The organism is Pseudomonas sp. EYE_354 (assembly GCF_023148575.1).
In the GTDB taxonomy this organism is placed as follows: domain Bacteria; phylum Pseudomonadota; class Gammaproteobacteria; order Pseudomonadales; family Pseudomonadaceae; genus Aquipseudomonas.
In genome coordinates, this window is record NZ_JAHXNQ010000014.1 from 150525 (window position 1) to 170193 (window position 19669).

At 60.8% G+C, this 19669-nt stretch carries 21 protein-coding genes; 16 read left to right on the forward strand and 5 right to left on the reverse strand.

Annotated elements, in window-relative coordinates; genetic code table 11:
• Positions 1-23 precede the first annotated feature (23 nt).
• The gene (locus KZX66_RS19755; protein ID WP_248082426.1) at positions 24-998 is read right to left on the reverse strand and encodes a LysR family transcriptional regulator; all 975 of its coding nucleotides are present in this window, start codon (positions 996-998) and stop codon (positions 24-26) included.
• Between the two features lie 183 nt (positions 999-1181).
• On the opposite strand from KZX66_RS19755, the gene KZX66_RS19760 reads away from it, so the two are divergent.
• The 3 genes from KZX66_RS19760 (at position 1182) to KZX66_RS19770 (ending at position 3485) form a co-directional block, all read left to right on the forward strand.
• Entirely contained in the window at positions 1182-1604 is a 423-nt protein-coding gene (locus KZX66_RS19760) for a RidA family protein (protein ID WP_248082428.1), read from the forward strand.
• A gap of 47 nt (positions 1605-1651) precedes the next feature.
• Complete coding sequence (locus KZX66_RS19765) at positions 1652-2092, forward strand: type II 3-dehydroquinate dehydratase (protein ID WP_248082430.1); 441 nt, start codon at positions 1652-1654, stop codon at positions 2090-2092.
• Between the two features lie 145 nt (positions 2093-2237).
• Complete coding sequence (locus KZX66_RS19770) at positions 2238-3485, forward strand: NAD(P)/FAD-dependent oxidoreductase (protein WP_248082432.1); 1248 nt, start codon at positions 2238-2240, stop codon at positions 3483-3485.
• 66 nt (positions 3486-3551) lie between these two features.
• On the opposite strand, the gene KZX66_RS19775 is transcribed toward KZX66_RS19770, so the two are convergent.
• The gene (locus tag KZX66_RS19775) at positions 3552-4679 is read right to left on the reverse strand and encodes a mechanosensitive ion channel family protein (protein ID WP_248082434.1); all 1128 of its coding nucleotides are present in this window, start codon (positions 4677-4679) and stop codon (positions 3552-3554) included.
• Between the two features lie 267 nt (positions 4680-4946).
• Between KZX66_RS19775 and KZX66_RS19780 the strand changes: the two genes are divergently transcribed.
• Positions 4947-5459, forward strand: coding sequence for a hypothetical protein (locus KZX66_RS19780; protein ID WP_248082436.1), 513 nt, complete (start codon positions 4947-4949; stop codon positions 5457-5459).
• 3 nt (positions 5460-5462) lie between these two features.
• Positions 5463-5927, forward strand: coding sequence for a septation protein IspZ (locus tag KZX66_RS19785; RefSeq protein ID WP_248082437.1), 465 nt, complete (start codon positions 5463-5465; stop codon positions 5925-5927).
• A 297-nt stretch (positions 5928-6224) separates the two neighbouring features.
• Here KZX66_RS19785 and msrA read toward each other — a convergent pair whose 3' ends face one another.
• Positions 6225-6731 (reverse strand): peptide-methionine (S)-S-oxide reductase MsrA, encoded by a 507-nt coding sequence (gene msrA / locus KZX66_RS19790; RefSeq protein WP_248082439.1) that lies wholly within the window; start codon positions 6729-6731, stop codon positions 6225-6227.
• A 271-nt stretch (positions 6732-7002) separates the two neighbouring features.
• Here msrA and fos point away from each other — a divergent pair, with 271 nt between their 5' ends.
• From fos to KZX66_RS19840, 10 genes are all read left to right on the forward strand, one after another.
• Positions 7003-7413, forward strand: a complete 411-nt coding sequence (gene fos / locus KZX66_RS19795; protein WP_248082441.1) for a fosfomycin resistance glutathione transferase — start codon at positions 7003-7005, stop codon at positions 7411-7413.
• Positions 7414-7650: 237 nt separating this feature from the next.
• On the forward strand, positions 7651-8682 hold the full coding sequence (gene pstS / locus KZX66_RS19800) for a phosphate ABC transporter substrate-binding protein PstS (protein WP_248082443.1): 1032 nt from the start codon (positions 7651-7653) through the stop codon (positions 8680-8682).
• 70 nt (positions 8683-8752) lie between these two features.
• Positions 8753-9718, forward strand: coding sequence for a phosphate ABC transporter permease subunit PstC (gene pstC, locus KZX66_RS19805; RefSeq protein ID WP_248082445.1), 966 nt, complete (start codon positions 8753-8755; stop codon positions 9716-9718).
• Positions 9718-10629 carry a phosphate ABC transporter permease PstA gene (gene pstA / locus KZX66_RS19810; protein WP_248082447.1) on the forward strand — a complete coding sequence of 304 codons (912 nt, stop codon included), beginning with the start codon at positions 9718-9720 and terminating at the stop codon, positions 10627-10629. The genes pstC and pstA overlap by 1 nt, the downstream gene beginning before the upstream one ends.
• Before the next feature lie 75 nt (positions 10630-10704).
• A complete protein-coding gene (gene pstB, locus KZX66_RS19815; protein ID WP_053187889.1) occupies positions 10705-11466 on the forward strand; it encodes a phosphate ABC transporter ATP-binding protein PstB in 762 nt (253 codons plus the stop codon).
• A 94-nt stretch (positions 11467-11560) separates the two neighbouring features.
• Positions 11561-12259 (forward strand): hypothetical protein, encoded by a 699-nt coding sequence (locus KZX66_RS19820; protein WP_248082449.1) that lies wholly within the window; start codon positions 11561-11563, stop codon positions 12257-12259.
• 62 nt (positions 12260-12321) lie between these two features.
• Positions 12322-12888: a hypothetical protein gene (locus KZX66_RS19825; protein ID WP_248082521.1), complete on the forward strand. Its 567-nt coding sequence runs from the start codon at positions 12322-12324 to the stop codon at positions 12886-12888.
• 276 nt (positions 12889-13164) lie between these two features.
• Entirely contained in the window at positions 13165-15186 is a 2022-nt protein-coding gene (locus KZX66_RS19830) for an FIST N-terminal domain-containing protein (protein ID WP_248082456.1), read from the forward strand.
• Positions 15187-15474: 288 nt separating this feature from the next.
• Positions 15475-16701: an MFS transporter gene (locus KZX66_RS19835; RefSeq protein ID WP_248082458.1), complete on the forward strand. Its 1227-nt coding sequence runs from the start codon at positions 15475-15477 to the stop codon at positions 16699-16701.
• Positions 16702-16760: 59 nt separating this feature from the next.
• A complete protein-coding gene (locus KZX66_RS19840; RefSeq protein ID WP_248082460.1) occupies positions 16761-16922 on the forward strand; it encodes a DUF2986 domain-containing protein in 162 nt (53 codons plus the stop codon).
• A gap of 1 nt (position 16923) precedes the next feature.
• Here the strand turns inward: KZX66_RS19840 and KZX66_RS19845 are convergent, their stop codons facing one another.
• Complete coding sequence (locus tag KZX66_RS19845) at positions 16924-18135, reverse strand: YeeE/YedE family protein (RefSeq protein WP_248082462.1); 1212 nt, start codon at positions 18133-18135, stop codon at positions 16924-16926.
• A gap of 356 nt (positions 18136-18491) precedes the next feature.
• Between KZX66_RS19845 and KZX66_RS19850 the strand changes: the two genes are divergently transcribed.
• The gene (locus KZX66_RS19850; RefSeq protein WP_248082464.1) at positions 18492-18671 is read left to right on the forward strand and encodes a DUF1289 domain-containing protein; all 180 of its coding nucleotides are present in this window, start codon (positions 18492-18494) and stop codon (positions 18669-18671) included.
• A gap of 44 nt (positions 18672-18715) precedes the next feature.
• Here KZX66_RS19850 and KZX66_RS19855 read toward each other — a convergent pair whose 3' ends face one another.
• Positions 18716-19510: a DNA/RNA non-specific endonuclease gene (locus tag KZX66_RS19855; protein ID WP_248082466.1), complete on the reverse strand. Its 795-nt coding sequence runs from the start codon at positions 19508-19510 to the stop codon at positions 18716-18718.
• Between the last annotated feature and the right edge of the window lie 159 nt (positions 19511-19669).

Consider the following 19669-nt stretch of genomic DNA (forward strand, 5'->3'; position numbering starts at 1 on the left):
GCACGCCACTTATCAGTGCAGCCTCAGCTCACATCACTCAATACCCGCACCGCATGCGGGTCGAAAAAGCTCGGCGGCGCCATGCCGGGGATGTACTGGTCGGAGACAAACAGGCGGCAACGCTCGGCAAATGCTGACACCACCCGGGACAACTGGGTGTTGCTGGCCGTGGCGTACCCCAGTTTCATCGGCCGATGCGCACCCGCCAGGCGCAGGCGGATCACGCGTTTGCCATCCTGGGACATGTTCGATTTGGGCCGCGCATTGGCGAACGAGTAACCGATCCCGTTGCCCACCATGGCGCGCACGGTTTCCAGGTTGGTGGAGCGCATGATGATGTTCGGCGTGGTGCCTGCCTGGATAAACAGGCTGAGGAAATAGTCACGGCTCCAGGGCGTGTCAAGCAGCACCACCGGGTACGCCTCCAGGTCCTGCATGCTGACCGCCGGCAGACTCGCCAACGGGTGGTACTCGCCGACCATCACATAGGGCGGCAGGTGCGCCAGGGGCTGGAAGTCGATGTCCGGGCTGCTCACCAGGTCGTAGGTCAGGGCGATATCCAGCTCGCCGCTGCGCAGTTTTTCCAGCAGTTCTTCGTGGTTGCCCTCAGTCTGGGTCAGGCGCACGCCGGGAAATGCGCGGCCGAAACCGAACACCAGCTCCGGGGTGATCATCGGCGCCAATGACTCGAGACACCCTATCCGCAACGGCCCGCGCACCGTATTCAAGGATTCCGAGGCGATGGTGTAGAGGTTGCTCATCTGCTCCAGGATCTGTTTGGCTTCCTGCATCACCAGGCGTCCCACCGCCGTCAGCGAAATGCCCTGGGCGTGATGACGGACAAACAGCTGGATGCCCAACTCGGCCTCCATATGGGTGATCGCCGCCGAGATCGACGGCGACGACACATGGATGCGCTCGGCCGCCGCACTGATGCTGCCCGCCTCGCCCGACGCCACGAAATACTCCAGTTGACGCTGAGTAATACGACTGAGCATCACACCTGCCCCTCAACAATGACTGTGCAAGCAGCTTTGCAGGGTTCGTGCCGGGTACCCGGCGAACCGATGGGGACTACGGGCTTCGGTTTTTCCTAAGCACTACCCCGCACAAATGCTGGTTTCGCCGCAACGGAGGCGGTGTGAAGCTGGCCCCATTCCGCTCACCACGAGTTGCCCGCCATGCCGACCCACACCCGCATCCGCATGTTCAACACCAAACAAACCTACCCCAACCAGGCGCTGGACAACGACCTGTGCCAGGCCGTGCGCGCCGGCAACACCATCTACGTGCGCGGCCAGATCGGCACCGATTTCGCCGGTAATCTGGTCGGCCTCGGCGACCCGCGGGCCCAGGCCGAACAAGCGATGAAGAACGTCAAGCAACTGCTTGAGGAAGCCGGCTCCGACCTGTCGCACATCGTCAAGACCACCACCTATTTGATCGACCCGCGCTACCGCGAGCCGGTGTACCAGGAAGTCGGCAAGTGGCTCAAGGGCGTGTTTCCGATCTCCACCGGGCTGGTGATCTCCGGCCTGGGCCAGCCGGAATGGCTGATGGAAATCGACGTGATCGCCGTGGTGCCGGACGACTGGAACCTATGAAAGCAGCCACCTGGTGCTGACCGTCGCCGAATGACCTGGAGCCACCGATGACCCACCGCGTGTATTTCCTCAACGGGCCCAATGCCAATCTCTACGGATTGGACAAACACGGCACCTACGGCAGCGAAAGCTTTGCCGGCATCGAAGCGCGCTGCCAACGCCACGCCACGGAACTGGGCCTGAGCCTGGACTTTCGCCAGAGCAACCACGAGGGCGTACTGGTGGACTGGATTCAAGAGGCGCGGTTGCACGGCGACGCCCTCGTGATCAACGCCGCCGGCCTCAGCTACAGCTCGGTGCCGATCCTGGATGCGCTGCTGGCGTTCGACGGCCCGATTATCGAGGCGCACATGAGCAACCTCTGGCAGCGCGAGGGTTTCCGGCATCACTCCTATGTCTCCAAGGCCGCCACCGGTGTGATCGCCGGGCTGGGGGCGCTGGGGTATGAACTGGCACTGACGGCCGTGGCCCGTCTGCTCGGACCCTGAAGGTATGGCCTGCGAATTTTTTGCGGGCGAGCCTGGTTTTGGGGGTGAACGGGCTTGCCCGGCTCACTGCAACAAGCCCGCCAGCCCCGAGAACGTTGCTTTTACCTGTATTCAAAACCGTACAACTCACTTCCAGGAGCCGCCCATGTCAGTAGAAACCATCAACACCCTGGTCGTCGGCGCCGGCCAGGCCGGCGTCGCCATGAGCGAACACCTGTCCCAGATGGGCGTGCCGCACATCGTGCTCGAACGCCACCGCATCGCTGAACGCTGGCGCTCGGAGCGCTGGGACTCCCTCGTCGCCAACGGCCCGGCCTGGCACGACCGCTTCCCCGGCCTGACCTTCGAAGGTATTTCCCCCGAAGCCTTTGCGCCCAAAGAGCGCATGGCTGACTACTTCGAAGCTTACGTCGATAAATTGAACGCCCCGGTACGCACGGGCGTAGAAGTCCAGCAAGTGGAACGTCACGTGGGTCGCCCCGGTTTCAAAGTCACCACCTCCGCCGGTGTGATCGAAGCCGCCAACGTCGTCGCCGCCACCGGCCCCTTCCAACGCCCGTCGATCCCCGAGATTGTCCCCACCACCGCACCGATTCACCAACTGCACTCCTGCACCTACAAAAACCCCGGCCAACTGCCCGAAGGCGCGGTATTGGTGGTGGGCGCCGGCGCGTCCGGCTCCCAAATCGCCGAAGAACTGCAAAAAGCCGGCAAAACCGTGTACCTCTCGGTGGGCGAACACTACCGCCCGCCCCGCGCTTACCGCAGCCGCGACTACTGCTGGTGGCTGGGGGCTTTGGGTTTGTGGGACGAAGTGAAGATCCAGCCGAAGAAAAAGCACGTAGCGTTTGCGGTCAGTGGCTACGAGGGCGGCAAGACCGTTGATTTTCGTCGCCTGGCCCAGCAGGGCGTCACCCTGGTGGGCGTGACCAAGGCGTGGAACGAAGGCGTGATGACTTTTCAGCCGGGGCTGGCCGACAACATCGCCGAAGGCGATCGCGCCTATTTTGAGGTACTGCGTGATGCGGACGCGTATATCGAGGCCAACGGGTTGGCGTTTCCACCGGAACCGTCCGCGTGGGAATTATTGCCAGACCCCGAGTGTTTGGTTAAGCCGATCCTGAGCCTGGATCTGGCTGAGGCCGGGGTCACCACCATCCTCTGGGCCACCGGTTTCACGTTCGATTTCAGCTGGCTGAAAGTGGCTGCGTTTGATGAAAAAGGCGAGCCGTTCCACAAACGCGGAATTTCGGCAGAGAGTGGCATCTACTTTTTGGGGCTGCCGAACCTGGTGAACCGTGCGTCGTCGTTTATCTACGGGGTATGGCATGACGCGAAATATGTGGCCGACCACATTGCCCTGCAGAACGCCTACATGGCCTACAAGCAGTAAGCAAAACTGCGTCGCTGGAGTGGCCGCGTGAGCATGGCGGCCTCTCCAGAAGCGTCGGCAACGCGATCAGGCATGTTCGGCGCGCGTTGAATGCTGTGGGCGCGAAGGCACGGGCGCAGCATCAGGCAATGACGCCACATGCACGGTGCGCGAGGGGAAGGCAAACGAAGCGTCAAGATCTGCCACCGCTTCCATGATCTGCAAGTTGATCCGCTGCTGAACATCCATGTACACGTTGTAGCTCGCGTCCAGGACGATATAGACCGTTTCGAACTCCAGCGCACTTTCACCAAAACTCCTGAAGTGGCACCGGTCAAACCGGGCCAGTTCTTCATTACGGATGATGGCTTCCACCTGCTGCGTAACCTGCCGGATCTGGTCGGGCGAGCATTCATAGGTCAGGCGAAACTCGAACACAATCCGGCGCTCCTGCAGGCGCTTGTAGTTTTGAATGGTGCTGCCGATCATGTCGGCGTTCGCCATCACGATCTGTTCGCCACCCAGGCTGCGGATGCGCGTGGTCTTGAGCCCCACGTGTTCGACCGTGCCGGCGAGCGCACCTACCACAATGAAATCGCCCACTTCAAAGGGCTTGTCGACGGCAATCGACAGCGAGGCGAACACATCGCCCAGGATATTCTGTACCGCCAGCGCCACGGCGATACCGCCCACCCCAAGGCTGGCGACGAACGCGGTGATGTTGACGCCCAGGTTCGACAACATGGCGAGCAGGATCACCGTCCACAACAGCACCTTCACGCCCCACAGACTCAAGGTGGCCAGGGCACTGGTTTGAAACGCACCGTTGGTGCTGTGCCGAGAGAAATAACGGTGCAGCCCCAGCGCCAGGGCGCGGTTGGCCCAGAGCCCGATCTGCAACGCCGCCACTACAAACCACAGGCTGCTGACCCGACCGAGCCAGCGCTCCGGCAAGTCCAGCAAGCCGATACCCACCAGGATCGAGGCCAACAACAGCAAGGTGGTGCTGGTGGCCGACAACACTTCGCTGGCCATGAAACTCAAATGCCGATTGCCGGCGGACGCCCTGGCCTGGACCTTGCGGAACACAAAGCCGATCGCGGTCCGGGCCAACAGGTAGCTCAGTGCGGCGGCGCACAAGGCCAGGGCCCAGTTCGCCAGTGAAATGCCTAACAGTGTGTACGTGGTGAAAAATCCTGCGAAATCCTCAGTCATGCAAACCCCCTTTTGAAGCCTGTGACGGCCCACGCGTTGCCGCGCAGCACCAGCCGCAGCCAGGTAAACGCCAATTGAGCGGGCTTTGCCGTCAAGTGGCCTGTCTGGGTTAGGCGCCTTGAGGGGGCCACTGTTCAATCAAATGTCAGGTGCGTCGGACTGCGCGACAGTTCTGTAGAACAGGCGGGGTTGCCGTAGAATGCGCGCACCTCTAGGGCGGCACGTCAGCCGCTGGATGGACCCATTCCACTGATCAAGGACGTCTCGATGCGCACCCCCCCTTCCCTGCTGATGCTTGCCCTCGTCGCCAGCCTGCTCAACGGCTGCGTCTCTACTATGCCCTCCGGCAGTTATTTGAGCACGGCACAAAGCGTGGTGTCGGACCGCGCGGATATGGACTTCAAAGATGGCGGCGTCTATTTCAAAGTCTCGCACAACACCGCTTCCGCCCCTCAGTTCAGCGAAAGCTTGAACGCCTGCGTTCAATCTCAAATAATTTACTACCAACAGAATGGTCAGGGCGTGCAGGTCTTCCGCTCACTGGGCTACTCCGAAGCACAAATCATCAACGAGGGCAGCCGCCTGTGTATGGAAAGCAAGGGCTGGGGGCTCTACAGCGTAATTGCCAGCCAACTGCAACGGATCAGCCATCGGGGCGAGCGTTATGCCGCGATGTCCGAGGCAGAGCTTAAAAGCACGCGCAATCTGGTGGCCAGCCAGCGCGAGTGGTACCTGCGCTACGCCCCCGACGTGTTGGCGGTGGGTGATTTGGAAAGATAAGTCATGATCAAACAACGAATTTCCCTGGGGTTCAGCGTTCTCTGGCGCACCTACCTGTTGTATTTCACTTACACCTTTGTGCTGAGCCTGGTACTTGGGTTTGCATTCATTGATCTGATAGCCGCCCACAGAGGCCTGTTGCTGTATGTACCGGCCTTTGGACTCGTGTCTTTTGCGCTGCTGCTCACGCTTCTGGAGACAGGGTGTCACATCAATTTGCTGCGTTTTATGTTCGGCCGCCGGTTAAACCGCCCGCCCGCAGCATGGCGAAGCGACGTGCTTAAACTGTCATTGCTGCTCACGCTGCTGGGCACCTTGAACGCCTTAATTTCCTGGTTAGCACCGGTTGACGTATGGCTGCCCTACAAAGCCTACGGGGGCTCGCTGCTGTTTTTTGTGGGGGTGTTCGCGGTCGGCTGGACTCAGGCCACGCCGAGCGACACAGCAATAAGCATTTCGCCTGATTGAAACCAATGCGCCGTTAATGCGGGCCCGACATAAAGGAAACCAGGGCATCATGCGCTCGAGTTTTATTACACGCTGACCCACTACGACACCGATCCCGATAGGGTCGATCTGACCGCGATCCAATCAAGCATCACCAAGGCTGCCTGCGCCGCACAAATGCGAAGCGACCAGTCGATACTTTCCGTGGGTCGCACCATTATTTACGTTTTTGGCAGTCAACACGTAAAAGAAGTTGGACGGTTCGAAGTCACCAGGCAGAGCTGCGCGGCCTGAGGCGGCCGCTGGCGCCAAGCGGGTTCAAGCCCGCTTGGGCAGCTTCCAGTTTGGCCGTATGAAGTGGCAGGTGTAGCCGTTGGGTATGCGCTCCAGGTAATCCTGATGCTCCGGCTCGGCTTCCCAGAACGCGCCGGCAGGCTCGATCTGCGTGACCACAGGCCCCGGCCACAACTGGGAGGCATCGACGTCAGCCGCGGTGTCTTCGGCAATGTCGCGTTGCTGTTCGCTCAGGTAGTAAATCGCCGACCGGTAGCTCGGTCCAAGATCATTGCCCTGCCGGTCAGGCGTGCTCGGGTCATGGATCTGGAAAAAGAACTCAAGAATCTGCCGATAGCTGATCACCGCCGGGTCAAACACGATCTCGATTGCTTCAGCATGGTTGCCATGGTTGCGGTAGGTGGCGTTCGCTACGTCGCCACCGGTGTAGCCGACGCGCGTGTGCAGCACGCCGGGGTAGCGTCGCAACAGGTCTTGCATGCCCCAGAAGCAGCCGCCGGCGAGGATGGCGGTTTCGGTTGAGTTGGTCATGGTTTGTCCTTGCGGTTAAGGGAGACAGGGTAGTTATGGGGCAGTGTTGGGCAATACCAAGTTCAATTAAAGAAAAACGGGTGGGTGGTCGAGTCCGGTGACCTATGGCCGGCGCCGGTTCTTCTCTATGCTGTGGAGCGTTCATCCACGCCCCCCATGGCTGTGGGTCGTGCCCGGCAATTGAAACGCGTGTCGACAATGGACGCCGGCGCTGGCCTTTGCGTCGAGCAGCACCGTTATTGATACCCTCACGTATTCGGGAGAGATGCTCATGTTGACTGGCTTGAATCATCTGACGCTGGCGGTTGCGAACCTCCCCCGCAGCATTGAGTTTTATGCGGCCCTGCCCGGCTTCAGATTGGCTGCACGCTGGGACGCCGGGGCTTATCTTTGCCTCAGAGATCTGTGGCTGTGCCTGTCTCTGGACGAACGCCGATCGACGGAAAAACAGCCCGATTACACGCACTATGCGTTTTCGGTGAGCCAGGACGACTTTGAACACGTCACCGCCTTGTTGCGCCTGCGTAAGGTTATTGAGTGGAAATCCAATACGAGCGAAGGTCACTCCTTTTACTTTTTGGACCCCGATGGGCACCGCCTGGAAGTGCACGTAGGCAGCTTGGCTTCACGCCTTGAGCAATGCCGGCGCCAGCCGTATGCCGGTATGCAGTTCTTTGACTGAACGCAAAACGCATCCACACGCGCGACCTGATCTCGTGTGCCGTATAGGCTAAAAAAGCTGGCCACGCTGGGTTCCTGTGGTTTACAGGACCTCCACCAACTCAAATTCCTCCGCCACACCTTGCAAAAATCCTGTCCAGATCATCAGAAAAGCAAAGGCCTGCCGCCATTCGGCTTTCATGAAAATGTCATAAAAATAATGCAGGGTGCGGGAGCCCGTAATCACTAGGTGTCCCCAATGAAACGTTTTATGAAGTCTGCCGCGCTCGTCGCTACGCTTTCTCTTTGCGCCACCTCCGTGTCCTTCGCTGCGGAGAATGTCCGTCTGACGGGGTCTGGGGCGAGTTTTCCAGCACCGATCTACCTGACCTGGTTCAAGGACTTCAGCAAGAAATCCGACACTGTCACCGTGGATTACCAATCCAAGGGCAGCGGCGCGGGCGTACAGGACTTCCTGAACAAGACCGTAGACTTCGCGGCCAGTGACTCGGCCATGAAAGATGAAGACATCGCCAAGGTCGCCGAAGGCGTGCAGTTGTTGCCGATGACCGCCGGTGAAATCGTGCTGGCCTACAACCTGCCGGGCAATCCCAAGGGCCTCAAGCTGCCACGCGATGTGTACTCGAACATCTTCCTGGGCAAGATCACGCGCTGGAACGATCCGCAGATCGCTGCCGCCAACCCTGGCCTGAAACTGACCGATACGCCGATCACTGTGGTTGTACGTGCGGACTCCAGCGGTACGACCGCGGTATTCACCAAGCACCTGGCAGCTATTAACGCAGACTTCAAACAGGCGCTGGGCGAAGGCAACACCGTCAACTGGCCGGCCAGTGACAAGTTCATCAAGTCGCCGAAAAATGACGGTGTGACGGCTACCGTGCGCCAGACCCCAGGCGCAATTGGCTACATCGAATATGGCTTCGCCAAGCTCGCCAAGGTCGACTTTGCTCAGTTGCAGAACAAGGCCGGCCAGTACGTCGTGCCGAACGCTGAAAGCGGTGCCGAGGCCCTGGCGGCGGTGAAAATGCCGGAGAACCTGGTGGCCTGGCTGCCGGATCCGGAAGGCGCCAAGTCCTACCCGATCACGTCCTACACCTGGATGATCTTCCGCAAGGACAACGGCAACCCGGCCAAGGCCAAGGCGATGCGGGAAATGGTGGAATACAGCCTGACCGAAGGGCAGAAGATTGCCGATTCGATGGGTTACATCCCATTGCCGCAATCGGTCGTCGAGCAGGTTCGCAAGGCATCCGCCAACATTCAGTAAAACCGTGAGGCCTCTCTCGGCGTGTGTCTGCGCCACGCCGTGAGAGCCCCCCCTGTTCCGGACTTAGCCCATGAACAAACCTTTTGTCGTACCGGTCAATCCGGACTCAGCCTGTCAGCCACCCTCGACGAAGGATTTCCTGGTTGATCGCACTTTTCGTGCGCTTGCGCGCATCGGCGTGGTGCTGATTCTGGCGCTGGTGTTTGCGCTGGTGTTCGAGGTGGGACGCAAGGCAATTCCCGGCATGGAGAAACACGGTTTCGACGTGCTCCTGGGCAGCGTCTGGGACGTCAACCAGGGCAAATACGGGATTCTGCCGGCTATCTGGGGCACGCTCTACAGCGCCTTTATTGCGTTGCTGATCGCCGGTTTTTTCGGCGTCAGCATGGCGATTTTCCTGACCCAGGATTTCCTGCCGCCCAAGCTCGCCGCCGTTTTCCGTACCATCGTCGAACTGCTCGCGGCCATTCCCAGCGTGGTCTATGGCTTGTGGGGGATCTACGTGGTGATCCCGGCGATTCGGCCGCTGACTACCTGGTTGAACAGCGAACTCGGCTGGGTCCCCTTTTTCGGCACGTCCCTGAGCGGGCCCGGGCTGCTACCCGCCGCGCTGGTGCTTGCGATCATGATTCTCCCAACCATCGCCGCCGTGTCGCAGGATGCGCTCACCGGCGTACCGATGAAAACCAAGCAGGCTGCCTACGGCATGGGGACGACGCACTGGGAAGCGATTCTCAAAGTGATGGTGCCCTCTGCCGCCACCGGCATCTTCGGCTCTCTGGTGCTGGGCCTTGGGCGCGCACTGGGTGAAACGATGGCGCTGGCCATGCTGGTCGGCAATGCCAACAACATTTCCCTCTCGCTGTTTGCTCCGGCCAACACCCTCGCCGCCCTGCTGGCGTTGAACTTCCCCGAAGCCGGGCCGAACGAGATCGAGGTGTTGATGTATGCCGCCCTGGTGCTGATGTTGATTACGCTGATCGTGAACATTATTGGCTCGATGATCATGATGTATGCGCAACGGGGTAATAAGTGATGACCGACCTGACCGCCGCAACAGACCTGACCGCGCCAGCGGGCGCGCTGCCCAGCTTGCAGCGCAAGTTCGAAGGCCGCGCGCTGCGCAGCCTGATCCTGACCACCCTGGTGTGGGCGGGCGCACTGCTGGCCAGTGTGCCGCTGATTTCTGTGCTCTACATGCTCATCACCCGCGGTGGCGCGCGACTGAACCTGGAAGTGTTTACCGAGCTGCCGCCGACCGGCTTCGAGATGGGTGGCGGCTTCGGTAATGCCATGGCGGGTACCTTCGTGATGGTCGGCATCGCAGCCGCCATCGCGGTGCCGGTCGGCATCATGGCCGCAGTCTTCCTGGCTGAGCTTGGACCGGACAGCAAATTGGGGAATTCCGCACGGTTTGCCGCCAAGATGCTCACCGGTCTGCCGTCGATTCTGGCCGGCGTGTTCGCCTACGCCCTGGTGGTGATGACCACGGGCACCTACTCGGCGCCGGCGGGCGGTGTGGCGCTGGCTGTGCTGATGCTGCCGATCATCGTGCTGACGGCGGAAGAGTCGATGCGCATGGTGCCCAAGATCATGAAGGATGCCGCCTATGGCATGGGCTGCACCCGCTCGCAGGTGATCTGGAAAATCGTCTTGCCAACCGGCATGCCGGCCATCCTCACCGGCGTCATGCTGGCCGTGGCGCGTGCCGCTGGCGAGACCGCGCCGTTGCTGTTTACCGCACTGTTCAGCAACTACTGGATTTACCACCAGGGCAACCTCGAAGTCATGAACCCCACTGCCTCGCTGGCGGTGCTGATCTACAACTTCTCCGGGATGCCTTTTGATAACCAGCTTGAGCTCGCATGGGCGGCCTCACTGGTGCTGGTGATGATCGTGCTGTTCGTGAACATCATCAGCCGTATTTTCGGCAAGCCCAAGTACTAAGAACGGGAGCATCTAATCTTGAACGTATCCACTGCGCAAATAGCCGCTCCGTTTGTCACCCAGGCACCTGTAGTCATGGACTGCAAACTGGACAAGATTTTCTACGGCAACTTCATGGCGGTCCGGGACAGCCATGTGCCGATCGAAAAAAACAAGATCACCGGGTTCATCGGGCCTTCCGGCTGTGGCAAAAGCACCGTGTTGCGCAGCCTCAACCGCATGAACGACTTGGTGAAGGGGTTTCGTTTCGAGGGCCACGTGCATTTCCTTGGACAGGACGTCTACGGCAAAGGCGTTGATCCGGTGGTCGTGCGCCGTTACATCGGCATGGTATTCCAGCAACCGAACCCGTTTTCGATGAGCATTTTCGATAACGTCGCGTTTGGCCTGCGCCTCAACCGTTACAAGGGCGACATCGGTGACCGGGTCAAGCATGCCCTGCAAGGCGCCGCGCTGTGGGACGAAGTCAAGGACAAGCTCAAGGTCAGCGGCCTGTCGCTCTCCGGCGGCCAGCAACAGCGCCTGTGCATCGCCCGCGCCATTGCCACCGAGCCGGAAGTCCTGCTGCTGGATGAACCCTGTTCGGCGCTCGACCCGATCGCTACCCGGCGGGTCGAGGAGTTGATGGTTGAGTTGAAGAAGGACTACACCATCGCCCTGGTCACCCACAACATGCAGCAGGCTATTCGCGTCGCTGACACCACGGCGTTTTTCTCTGTGGATATTTCCCAGGGTACGCGCACCGGTTATCTGGTCGAGATGGGCCCGACGGCGCAGATTTTCGACAACCCGCGTGAACAGATGACCAGCGATTACATCAGCGGCAAGTTCAGCTAAGCCATACATCGGGTCAAGGCCGCATACCTGCAGAAGCCAAATGGATTTGGCGGGCATCCGGTAGACTTTTACCAAGTGTTTCCAGGGAGTACCAATGCCTGCTACGCATCGCCTTGATTTACCCGCGATTGAACGCGCACTACGCGAAGTGCAGAGCCGCTTTACCCAGCTCAGCCAGCACTTCACCGAGCCGCGCGACCCGTTGACCGATGAAGTGCTGCACAACGTGCTTGAAGGTTATGCGCTGGTTGACGAGTATGTTGCCCGCGGCGTCGACCTGTTTGATCTTCGGCAACTGAACCTGATGCTGGAGATCAACGCCACGGTGCTCTGTGGCCGGGACCCGGCGCGCCGGTTGGAGTACGCGCAGCATCTGGCAGCGACCGAGGCGCACTTCTTCAACAATGTTGAGGGGGGCATCAAGGATTTGTACAACTGGTATTGTGCCTATCACAGCGACTCGGTCTGGAAGCGCGCAGCGGGCGTCTATGTCCGCATTCTCAGCAAACCGCAGTTGTTCATCGAGGGTAACCACCGCAGTGGGTCGCTTATTGTCAGCTATCTGCTGATGCGCGCAGGCCTGCCCCCTTTTGTGTTGACACTGGAAAACGCCGAAGGCTATTTCAACCCGTCCTCGGTGATACGCAACTCTGCCAAGCATGGCGTCAAGGCGTTGTACGAATTGCCCAAGATCAAGAAAAAATACGCAGCGTTTTTAGAAGAACAGGTACACGACCCCATGAAATTTTTTCTCAAAGGCCCGTCGTTGTCCGTCTCTGAAGGAAGCCATTGATGAGCGTCAAACGCAGCACCGTCGGCAGTCAGGTCGCGCGGGCCATCCGCGGCGTTCTACCTATGCCGTTGTTCAAGCGCCAGCGCGTGCGGATTTCGTTTGATATCGATGACACACTCGCCTGCCAACTCCACCACTGCGATGTCGAGCAAAGCCGGCTGCCGGCGTGTGTTCATCGGTGGCTGGGTGAGCCGCTGCGCAAGGGCACTCGCTCGCTGATCCGGGAACTGCGTCGCCAGGATTGCAGCATCTGGGTCTACACCTCGTCCGGCCGCACGCCGGCCTATATTCGGCGCTGGCTGCTGCTGTACGGCATCCGCGTCGACGGCGTGGTCAACAGCGTCCTGCACAACCGTGCCCTGACACTGCATGGAATGACGCATGCGCCTTCAAAGTATCCGCCGGCGTTCGATATCGACTTGCACGTCGATGATTCGCAGGGCGTGCAGCTCGAGGGACATGACCACGGCTTTCGCGTGGTCGTGGTGCACCCGGAGGATGACCGCTGGGCGCAGAAAGTCCTGGATGCGGTCGCGGTTGTCCAGGCGCAGCTCGCCTGGCAGCAAATGTTCAGGCACAAACAACCGGCGCTACAACGGGCAGAGGCTTCTCTTGAGCCTCTCAGTTAAGTGAGGCTCCATCTGGTATACGGACAGTAACCGCAAGCGATCATCCAAGGCGCAACGGCTGACGCGTCTGAACCACCCCTCCTCGGGCGGATCCGCGACTTCACATCAACGTCCGGCCCGGCTTGGCGACATTCTTCTCCGACTCCCCGTTTTGGCCCCTCACAACGGGTGGGCAACCGGTTCTGCTACATCCCTCCTCCAGTCCCCGCCCAACCTGCCGATAACCCTACAAACTCCAAGCCTATTCCAGCATCCTCACTCAATCGAGTCGACCCCATGAACCCACTCTCATTCCTAAAAAAGGCCCGGGCCGATCGTCAAGGCACCGCCACGCTCACCAGCACCTCCAGCGAGCTGGACGCCGCCCTCGCCGCCCTGCGCATCACGCCGACCCTGATCACCGGCTTTATTTCGCCGCATCTGGACATCGACCAGATCGCCACGAAGCTCAAGCGTCGTTTCCCGCAAGCCACGATCAGCCTGTGCACCACGTCGGGGGAATTGTGCAATGCGCCCAATGCGTTGTATTGCGCCACGGGCGAGCGTTGGGATCGGGTGGTGTTGCAGTTGTTCGATGACAGTGTGATTGCCTCGGCCGAAGTGGTGATGGTGCCGCTGGAGTGTGAGGACATTCGTGGAGGCGGTAAGCGGTTGGGGATGCAGGAGCGGATTGCCAAGTTGGTGGGGCATATCAAGCGGGTGCAGGTGCGTACGCCGATCGATCACCGCGATACGTTGGCTTATGTGGTGTTCGATGGGCTGTCGGCGTCGGAATCGTTTTTTATGGAAGCGCTGTATGAGTCGGGGCGTTTTCCATGTTTGTTTGTAGGGGGATCGGCCGGGGGTAAGTCGGATTTCCAGAAGACGCTGATCCACGATGGTCAGCGCAGCTATCAGAACCATGCACAGATTGTGTTTCTGAAGACCGCCGCGCATGTGCGATTTGGCGTATTCAAAAGCCAGAATTTCAAACCGGCGGATTTGACCTTCAGCGTGCTGACGGCCTCGGTGGAGGACCGCACGATTGACCAGGTGATCGACAGCAGCGGCAATATCAAGAGCATGGTGCAGGCACTGTGTGATGCGTTCAGTTGCGCGCCCCAGGCGCTGGAATCGAAGCTGGCCGATTACTCGTTTGCAATCCGGGTGGGCAGTGAGTTGTTTGTGCGGTCCATCGCGCGTATCGACTTTGAGCAGCAGATCGTGCAGTTGTTTTGCGACGTGGCGCCCGGCGAGGAACTGGTGATGGTCCGGCGTACGCCGTTGCGCGAAGCCACGCGTGTGGACTACGAGCAGTTTTTGCGCGGCAAAGGCGGCCAGCCGGTAGCGGGGATTTTGAACGACTGCATCTTGCGCCGGCTGAACAACGGCGCCGAGTTGGCCAGCATGGCCGGTACATTTGGTGATGTGCCGTTGGCAGGGTTTTCGACCTTTGGAGAGATTCTGGGGCTGAACCTGAACCAGACGCTGACGGCGATTTTCTTCTTTCGGGTGCCCAAGGGGGCGAGTTTCTCGGACGAATACGTGGACAATTTCATCGCCCACTACGGCGAGTTCAAGGCATTTTTCCTACGTCGCCAGGTGAAGAAGCTGGCGGGGTTGAACCACGTGGTGGTCAAGCAGATTGCTGCGTTCAAGAACAATGACTTCTCCAACACCCTCAATACCCGCGGGCTGGACAGCAATATCCTGCCGGTGTTCGAAGGGCTGGCGGACTTGGGCCTGGTATTGGCTCAGGCTGAGCGTCAGCAGGAAGACATCGCGGCGCAGCTCAAGCATTACTCGGGTGAATTGCACGCCTCGATGGATGAGCTGGTGAGCACGATCGACCAGCAGAATGCAGTGTCTGAACAGGCCGGGGCCACGGTGGAGGGGTTGTCGAGCCAGGCGGATGTTGCGGTGGAAGGCGCGCGTACGCTGGCGGGGTCGAGTTTGCGGATCCAGTCGATTGTGCAGGTGATCCAGCAGATCGCCGGGCAGACCAACTTGCTGGCGCTCAACGCGGCCATCGAAGCGGCGCGCGCGGGCGACCTGGGCCGTGGCTTTGCGGTGGTGGCCGACGAGGTGCGCAAACTGGCGGAAATCACGCGCAAGAATGCGGCGGAAATTGGCGTGGATATTGATGTGTTGTCGGGCGAGATCCAGCGGGTGGCGCAGCAGATCGAAGACCAGTCCACCGGCGTCGGCGCGCTGCGCGAGATGCTCGATGCGCTGGAGGCGTCCAGCCGCGCGACGGAGGGCACGGCGCAGCGCACCAAAACCATTGCGGATACGTTAACGGGGCTGACCCATGCGTAGGGCGGTCTTAAGGCAACCACCTCCGTGCGTGGTGAGCGGGCTTGCCCCGCGCCGGGCTGCGAAGCAGCCCCCCTTGGTGGGGGGGCGTTCGTTTCGGCACTGAATAACGCGCAAAACGCGACGCCATGCGCTATCGAGGCGACTCGCTCAGGGGCATCGCATCGATAGCACTGATGATTACTATCGAACCGCTCGCCTATGGCGCCACTGCAACCGATTCCTATAATCGCCTCCCATTCTTCTCCTGCGCCTGTCTTCAGGCGCCATCCCCCTCTTGGAACTCAATACATGCCAAGCGCGAGCCAGGCCCCCAGCGGCCTTCCCGAACATAATCAACAAAGTGTCAAACAGCAGTGGCTGGCCATACTTTCGGTTGCCGTGGGGGCCTTTGCCCTGGTGACCAGTGAATTTCTGCCGGTGGGTGTGCTCAACGATGTCGCTGCCGACCTCGGTATCAGCGCCGGCCATGCGGGCCTGATGGTGACGCTGCCCGGCATCATGGCCGCCCTTGCTGCGCCGTTTCTGTCGGTGAGCATCGGCACCATGGACCGGCGTTATCTGCTGATCGGCCTGACGCTGATCATGATCATCGCCAACTCGGTGGTGGCCTTTGCCGGCGACTTCAACCTGCTGTTGTTGGGCCGTGTGTTGCTGGGTATCAGCATCGGCGGTTTCTGGGCCACGGCGATTGCCCTGAGCGGCCGCCTGGCGCCCAAGGGTGTGGGCGTGGCCAAGGCCACCTCGATCATCATGATGGGCGTGACCCTGGCCACCGTGCTCGGCGTGCCCGTCGGCACCTGGCTCAGTGGTTTGATGGGCTGGCGCATGACGTTTCTGGTGACGGCGCTGGTGGGCATCCCGGTGTTGCTGGCGCAGGTATTCCTGCTGCCGCGGCTCACCCCGGAGAAGGCCATTCGCGTCAGTGACCTGCCGGCGTTGTTTTTCAACCCGCAGGCGCGGGTCGGTTTGATCGCGGTGCTGCTGATTGGCCTGGCGCACTTTGCCGCCTACACGTACGTCGCACCGTTCTTCAAGCACAGTTCCGGGTTTGACGGCCCGACCATTGGTTCGCTGCTGTTGCTGTATGGCGTGGCGGGGGTGATGGGCAATGTGTTTGCCGGGTTCGCGGCCAACCGCAGCGTGCGGCACACCCTGCTGCTGGTGGCGCTGATGATCGGCACCAGCACCGCGCTGTTCCCGTACTTCGCCACCGGCATGACCGGCGCGGCGATGCTGATCGCGCTGTGGGGCTTCGCTTTTGGTGCGTTCCCGGCCTGCGCGAGCATTTGGATGTTTGTGGTGGCGCCCAAGGATGTCGAACGCGGCATGCCGCTGTTCGTCGCGCTGTTCCAGGTGATTATTGCGTTGGGCTCGTTCTTTGGCGGGCAGATCGTCGACCAGATGGGCAGCGCGGTGCTGTTGAGCCTGGCCACGGCCCTGGTGGGCTGCGGTTTTGTGACGGTGCTGGTGTTGGGGCGCAACATCAGTAACAGCCTGTCGGCGCAGCCCTGCTAGGCATTGGCTGCGGTTTTTAAGCTGGTATCATCCGGGCACGTATAACCAGGTAGCCCCCAATGAATCGCCAGAAAAAACTGCAGCAGTTGTTCAAGGCCAAGGCCAAAAAGGCCAGCGCCAAACTGGCGCCCAAATCCAAAGACAAATACATCAGCAAAGCGGAACGGGAAAAGCTGGCGGCGCAGGCCGATCAGGCGCCCAGCCTTTCCCCGCAGGACTGACTCAGCAACCGTTCAACGCCACCTGCGGCCGCTCGCCCGCAAAGAAGAACGGCCGCAACCGCACGCCCACGCCGTTACCGATAAACGCCGCCACCAGCCACACCCAGCCATGCAGGCTGCCCGAGGCGATGCCGCTGAAGTACGCGCCGATGTTGCAGCCGTACGCCAGGCGCGAGCCATAACCGAGCAGCAGGCCGCCGATCACCGCGGCGATCAGCGAACGGGCCGGGATCTTCAGGCTGGGCGCGAAACGCCCGGCCAGGCCGGCGGCCAACAGCGCGCCGAGGACGATGCCAATGTCCATGACGCTGGTGATGTCTTCCCATACCGGCGCCGCCAGGGCCTTGGCATTGCCCGGCATTTGCCAGAACGCCCAGGCGCTCACATCCACACCCAGGCCGCTCGCCACTTTGGCGCCCCACAGCGCGAACGCCGAGGTAATGCCCCACGGCCGCCCGGCCAGTGCGAGGGTGGCGTAGTTGAGCAGCGCCAGGCCAATCGCGCCCCACACCAATGGCCACGGACCGCGCAGAAAACGGCGCAGGCCCTGGTGCTCACTTTTCACACCTTCTTCAAGCTGGCCATAACGGCGCTTTTCCAGGCGTACGGTGAGCGCCGCGATGAGCGCGAACATCGCCAGGCTGGCAAGCAACGCCGGCACCACGCCAAAGCTTTTGACGATGGACACCGCGGGGAACGCCGGCAACGCAAACCACCAATCCACATGGTGCGTGGCGATCAGCGAACCGCAGATAAAGAACAACAACGTCACCAGCATGCGCGCATTACCGCCGCCCACGGTGAACAGCGTGCCGGAGGCGCAACCGCCGCCCAACTGCATGCCAATGCCGAAAATAAACGCACCGAACACCACCGACACCCCGGCCGGCGCCACCAGCCCGGTCACCGGCTGGCCGAATAGCGTGCCCGCGCCCAGCGCCGGGAAGAACAGCAACACCGCCAGCGCGAGCATGACCATCTGCGCGCGCAAGCCAGCGCCGCGGCGCTCGTTGATAAACACGCGCCAGGCCGAGGTGAAGCCGAAGGCCGCGTGGTAGAGGGTCAGGCCCAGCGCGGCGCCGACCACCAGCAACAGCACCTGGCGCGAACTAACGGCGTTTTGCAGGAACACGGCGCCCAGCACCAGGAGGATAAAGGCCAGCAGCGGCGCGACAGGTTTGCGCACGGGAGTGATGGGGAGGGAGGTACTCATGGGTCTCTCGATTCAATTCAAAGAATGGCGGTGAGTATAAAGCAGCCTCCAGTGGGTAGGGGCATCGACCACCTTGCATCGGGCCGTGGCGGGATGCCAGTATCCGCCGCATGACAGGTCGGGGCGCATACCGTGGGCGCTCTCGCGAGCGCCTCAACGCCGTCCATGAAGTGAGCCGCCTCACAGGTGAATGGAGCCTGCTCGCGTTGGGTCGCGAAGCAGCCTCACGATGGGACTGCTGCGCAGTCTCGCGCGGGACAAGCCCGCTCGCCACAGGGTATGTTTTGCACTTTCTACGGTTTGACTGACTGGCACAGAGGCGTCCCCCCCCCTTACTCCCTACCCCAGGTGCAACCTTGGCCAAAGACATCGAAAACCCATGCGTTTCAACCTGCCAGCTCAGCGGCGACCTGTGCGTCAGTTGCGGGCGCACCAAGGACGACATCCGTAAATGGAAGCGCATGAAGCGCCCCGAAAAAATGGCCGCCGTGCAACGCGCAACTCAGCGTTTGAAAGCGTTGAAAAAGGCCAGGTAAGGCGGGTCACACGACCGGCCTTGAGCGAGGTGCGCCGCCATTGATCAACCGCGCCCCACCGACCCCGACACCGGAAGATCACCCAGCAATTTAAGCCCGGTGGTCTTCACAAAGGTGGCGTAATCCATCGGCCGTTGAATGCGCGTTTCGGCATTGGGCAACACGTAGGCCCAGGCGCGTTTGGACGAGGCGTCGTACACCAGTTTGAACAGGCGCGTCGGCACCCAGACTTTGTTGTCGCCGAGGGTGCCGTGGCCGGCATCGAACAATGGCCCGGTGAACACAAATACATCGCCGCCGGCGCGCACGGCGAATTTGCGCACGTCGGCCTCGACCTTGCTCCAGATCTTGCGGTTGTTGGTGGGGTCCTGGGGCACCATGTTCGACAGCGCGAACGACTGGGCCATGGCCTTGGCGTCAGGCGCATCGGCCGCCGGCGCCTGGTGGCCACGGTCCATGGCCGGGTGTTGACCGCGATAGTCGCTCAACTCCGCGCGCCCATTCCTGGGGATACGCGGGTCGGCGTAAAAATGGTTGGTGCGCTCTTCGCCCTTGGCGTCCTTGAGCTGGCGAGCGTTCAAGCGTTCGACCACCAGCAGCGGGGTTTTGCTGGTTTGCGAATACAGCACGGCGAAATGATCGGAACACAGGGCAAGAGGTTTCATACCCGCAGGGACGGTGGCGGTGTTGATCGGGGCGGCGGGGAAGATATCGGCGCAGCTGTCGAACGAAAGGCGTTGCTCCTGGCTGGAATAGAGGTCCATCGCCCCCCGGGCATGTGCCCCGGCGGATAGAAATACAAGGCTTGAGAGCGCGACTGCAATGCTGCGTAAGTGCATGTTTTTAAATCTTATCGTGAGGATTGAGCGGGACCTATGGACCCTGACTTTGCACTTTAGTGCGGCGGCCGGCGTTACACCCGGGCACTCGGTTTGCCGCTGGCCGACAGTCAGCCCCGCGAATAGCGTTCAGATGCGTCGATTGAGCGAGGGAATCCG

What these genes read in the sequence shown, in the direction of transcription:
- KZX66_RS19825 (WP_248082521.1), top strand. Translation starts at nt 12,322, where the DNA reads ATGCCGTTGTTCAAGCGCCAGCGCGTGCGGATTTCGTTTGATATCGAT.
- KZX66_RS19845 (WP_248082462.1), bottom strand. Translation starts at nt 18,135, where the DNA reads ATGAGTACCTCCCTCCCCATCACTCCCGTGCGCAAACCTGTCGCGCCG.
- KZX66_RS19840 (WP_248082460.1), top strand. Translation starts at nt 16,761, where the DNA reads ATGAATCGCCAGAAAAAACTGCAGCAGTTGTTCAAGGCCAAGGCCAAA.
- pstC (WP_248082445.1), top strand. Translation starts at nt 8,753, where the DNA reads ATGAACAAACCTTTTGTCGTACCGGTCAATCCGGACTCAGCCTGTCAG.
- KZX66_RS19785 (WP_248082437.1), top strand. Translation starts at nt 5,463, where the DNA reads ATGATCAAACAACGAATTTCCCTGGGGTTCAGCGTTCTCTGGCGCACC.
- KZX66_RS19770 (WP_248082432.1), top strand. Translation starts at nt 2,238, where the DNA reads ATGTCAGTAGAAACCATCAACACCCTGGTCGTCGGCGCCGGCCAGGCC.
- KZX66_RS19765 (WP_248082430.1), top strand. Translation starts at nt 1,652, where the DNA reads ATGACCCACCGCGTGTATTTCCTCAACGGGCCCAATGCCAATCTCTAC.
- KZX66_RS19830 (WP_248082456.1), top strand. Translation starts at nt 13,165, where the DNA reads ATGAACCCACTCTCATTCCTAAAAAAGGCCCGGGCCGATCGTCAAGGC.
- KZX66_RS19780 (WP_248082436.1), top strand. Translation starts at nt 4,947, where the DNA reads ATGCGCACCCCCCCTTCCCTGCTGATGCTTGCCCTCGTCGCCAGCCTG.
- KZX66_RS19835 (WP_248082458.1), top strand. Translation starts at nt 15,475, where the DNA reads ATGCCAAGCGCGAGCCAGGCCCCCAGCGGCCTTCCCGAACATAATCAA.
- KZX66_RS19755 (WP_248082426.1), bottom strand. Translation starts at nt 998, where the DNA reads ATGCTCAGTCGTATTACTCAGCGTCAACTGGAGTATTTCGTGGCGTCG.
- KZX66_RS19760 (WP_248082428.1), top strand. Translation starts at nt 1,182, where the DNA reads ATGCCGACCCACACCCGCATCCGCATGTTCAACACCAAACAAACCTAC.
- pstA (WP_248082447.1), top strand. Translation starts at nt 9,718, where the DNA reads ATGACCGACCTGACCGCCGCAACAGACCTGACCGCGCCAGCGGGCGCG.
- KZX66_RS19855 (WP_248082466.1), bottom strand. Translation starts at nt 19,510, where the DNA reads ATGCACTTACGCAGCATTGCAGTCGCGCTCTCAAGCCTTGTATTTCTA.
- fos (WP_248082441.1), top strand. Translation starts at nt 7,003, where the DNA reads ATGTTGACTGGCTTGAATCATCTGACGCTGGCGGTTGCGAACCTCCCC.
- msrA (WP_248082439.1), bottom strand. Translation starts at nt 6,731, where the DNA reads ATGACCAACTCAACCGAAACCGCCATCCTCGCCGGCGGCTGCTTCTGG.
- pstB (WP_053187889.1), top strand. Translation starts at nt 10,705, where the DNA reads ATGGACTGCAAACTGGACAAGATTTTCTACGGCAACTTCATGGCGGTC.
- pstS (WP_248082443.1), top strand. Translation starts at nt 7,651, where the DNA reads ATGAAACGTTTTATGAAGTCTGCCGCGCTCGTCGCTACGCTTTCTCTT.
- KZX66_RS19820 (WP_248082449.1), top strand. Translation starts at nt 11,561, where the DNA reads ATGCCTGCTACGCATCGCCTTGATTTACCCGCGATTGAACGCGCACTA.
- KZX66_RS19775 (WP_248082434.1), bottom strand. Translation starts at nt 4,679, where the DNA reads ATGACTGAGGATTTCGCAGGATTTTTCACCACGTACACACTGTTAGGC.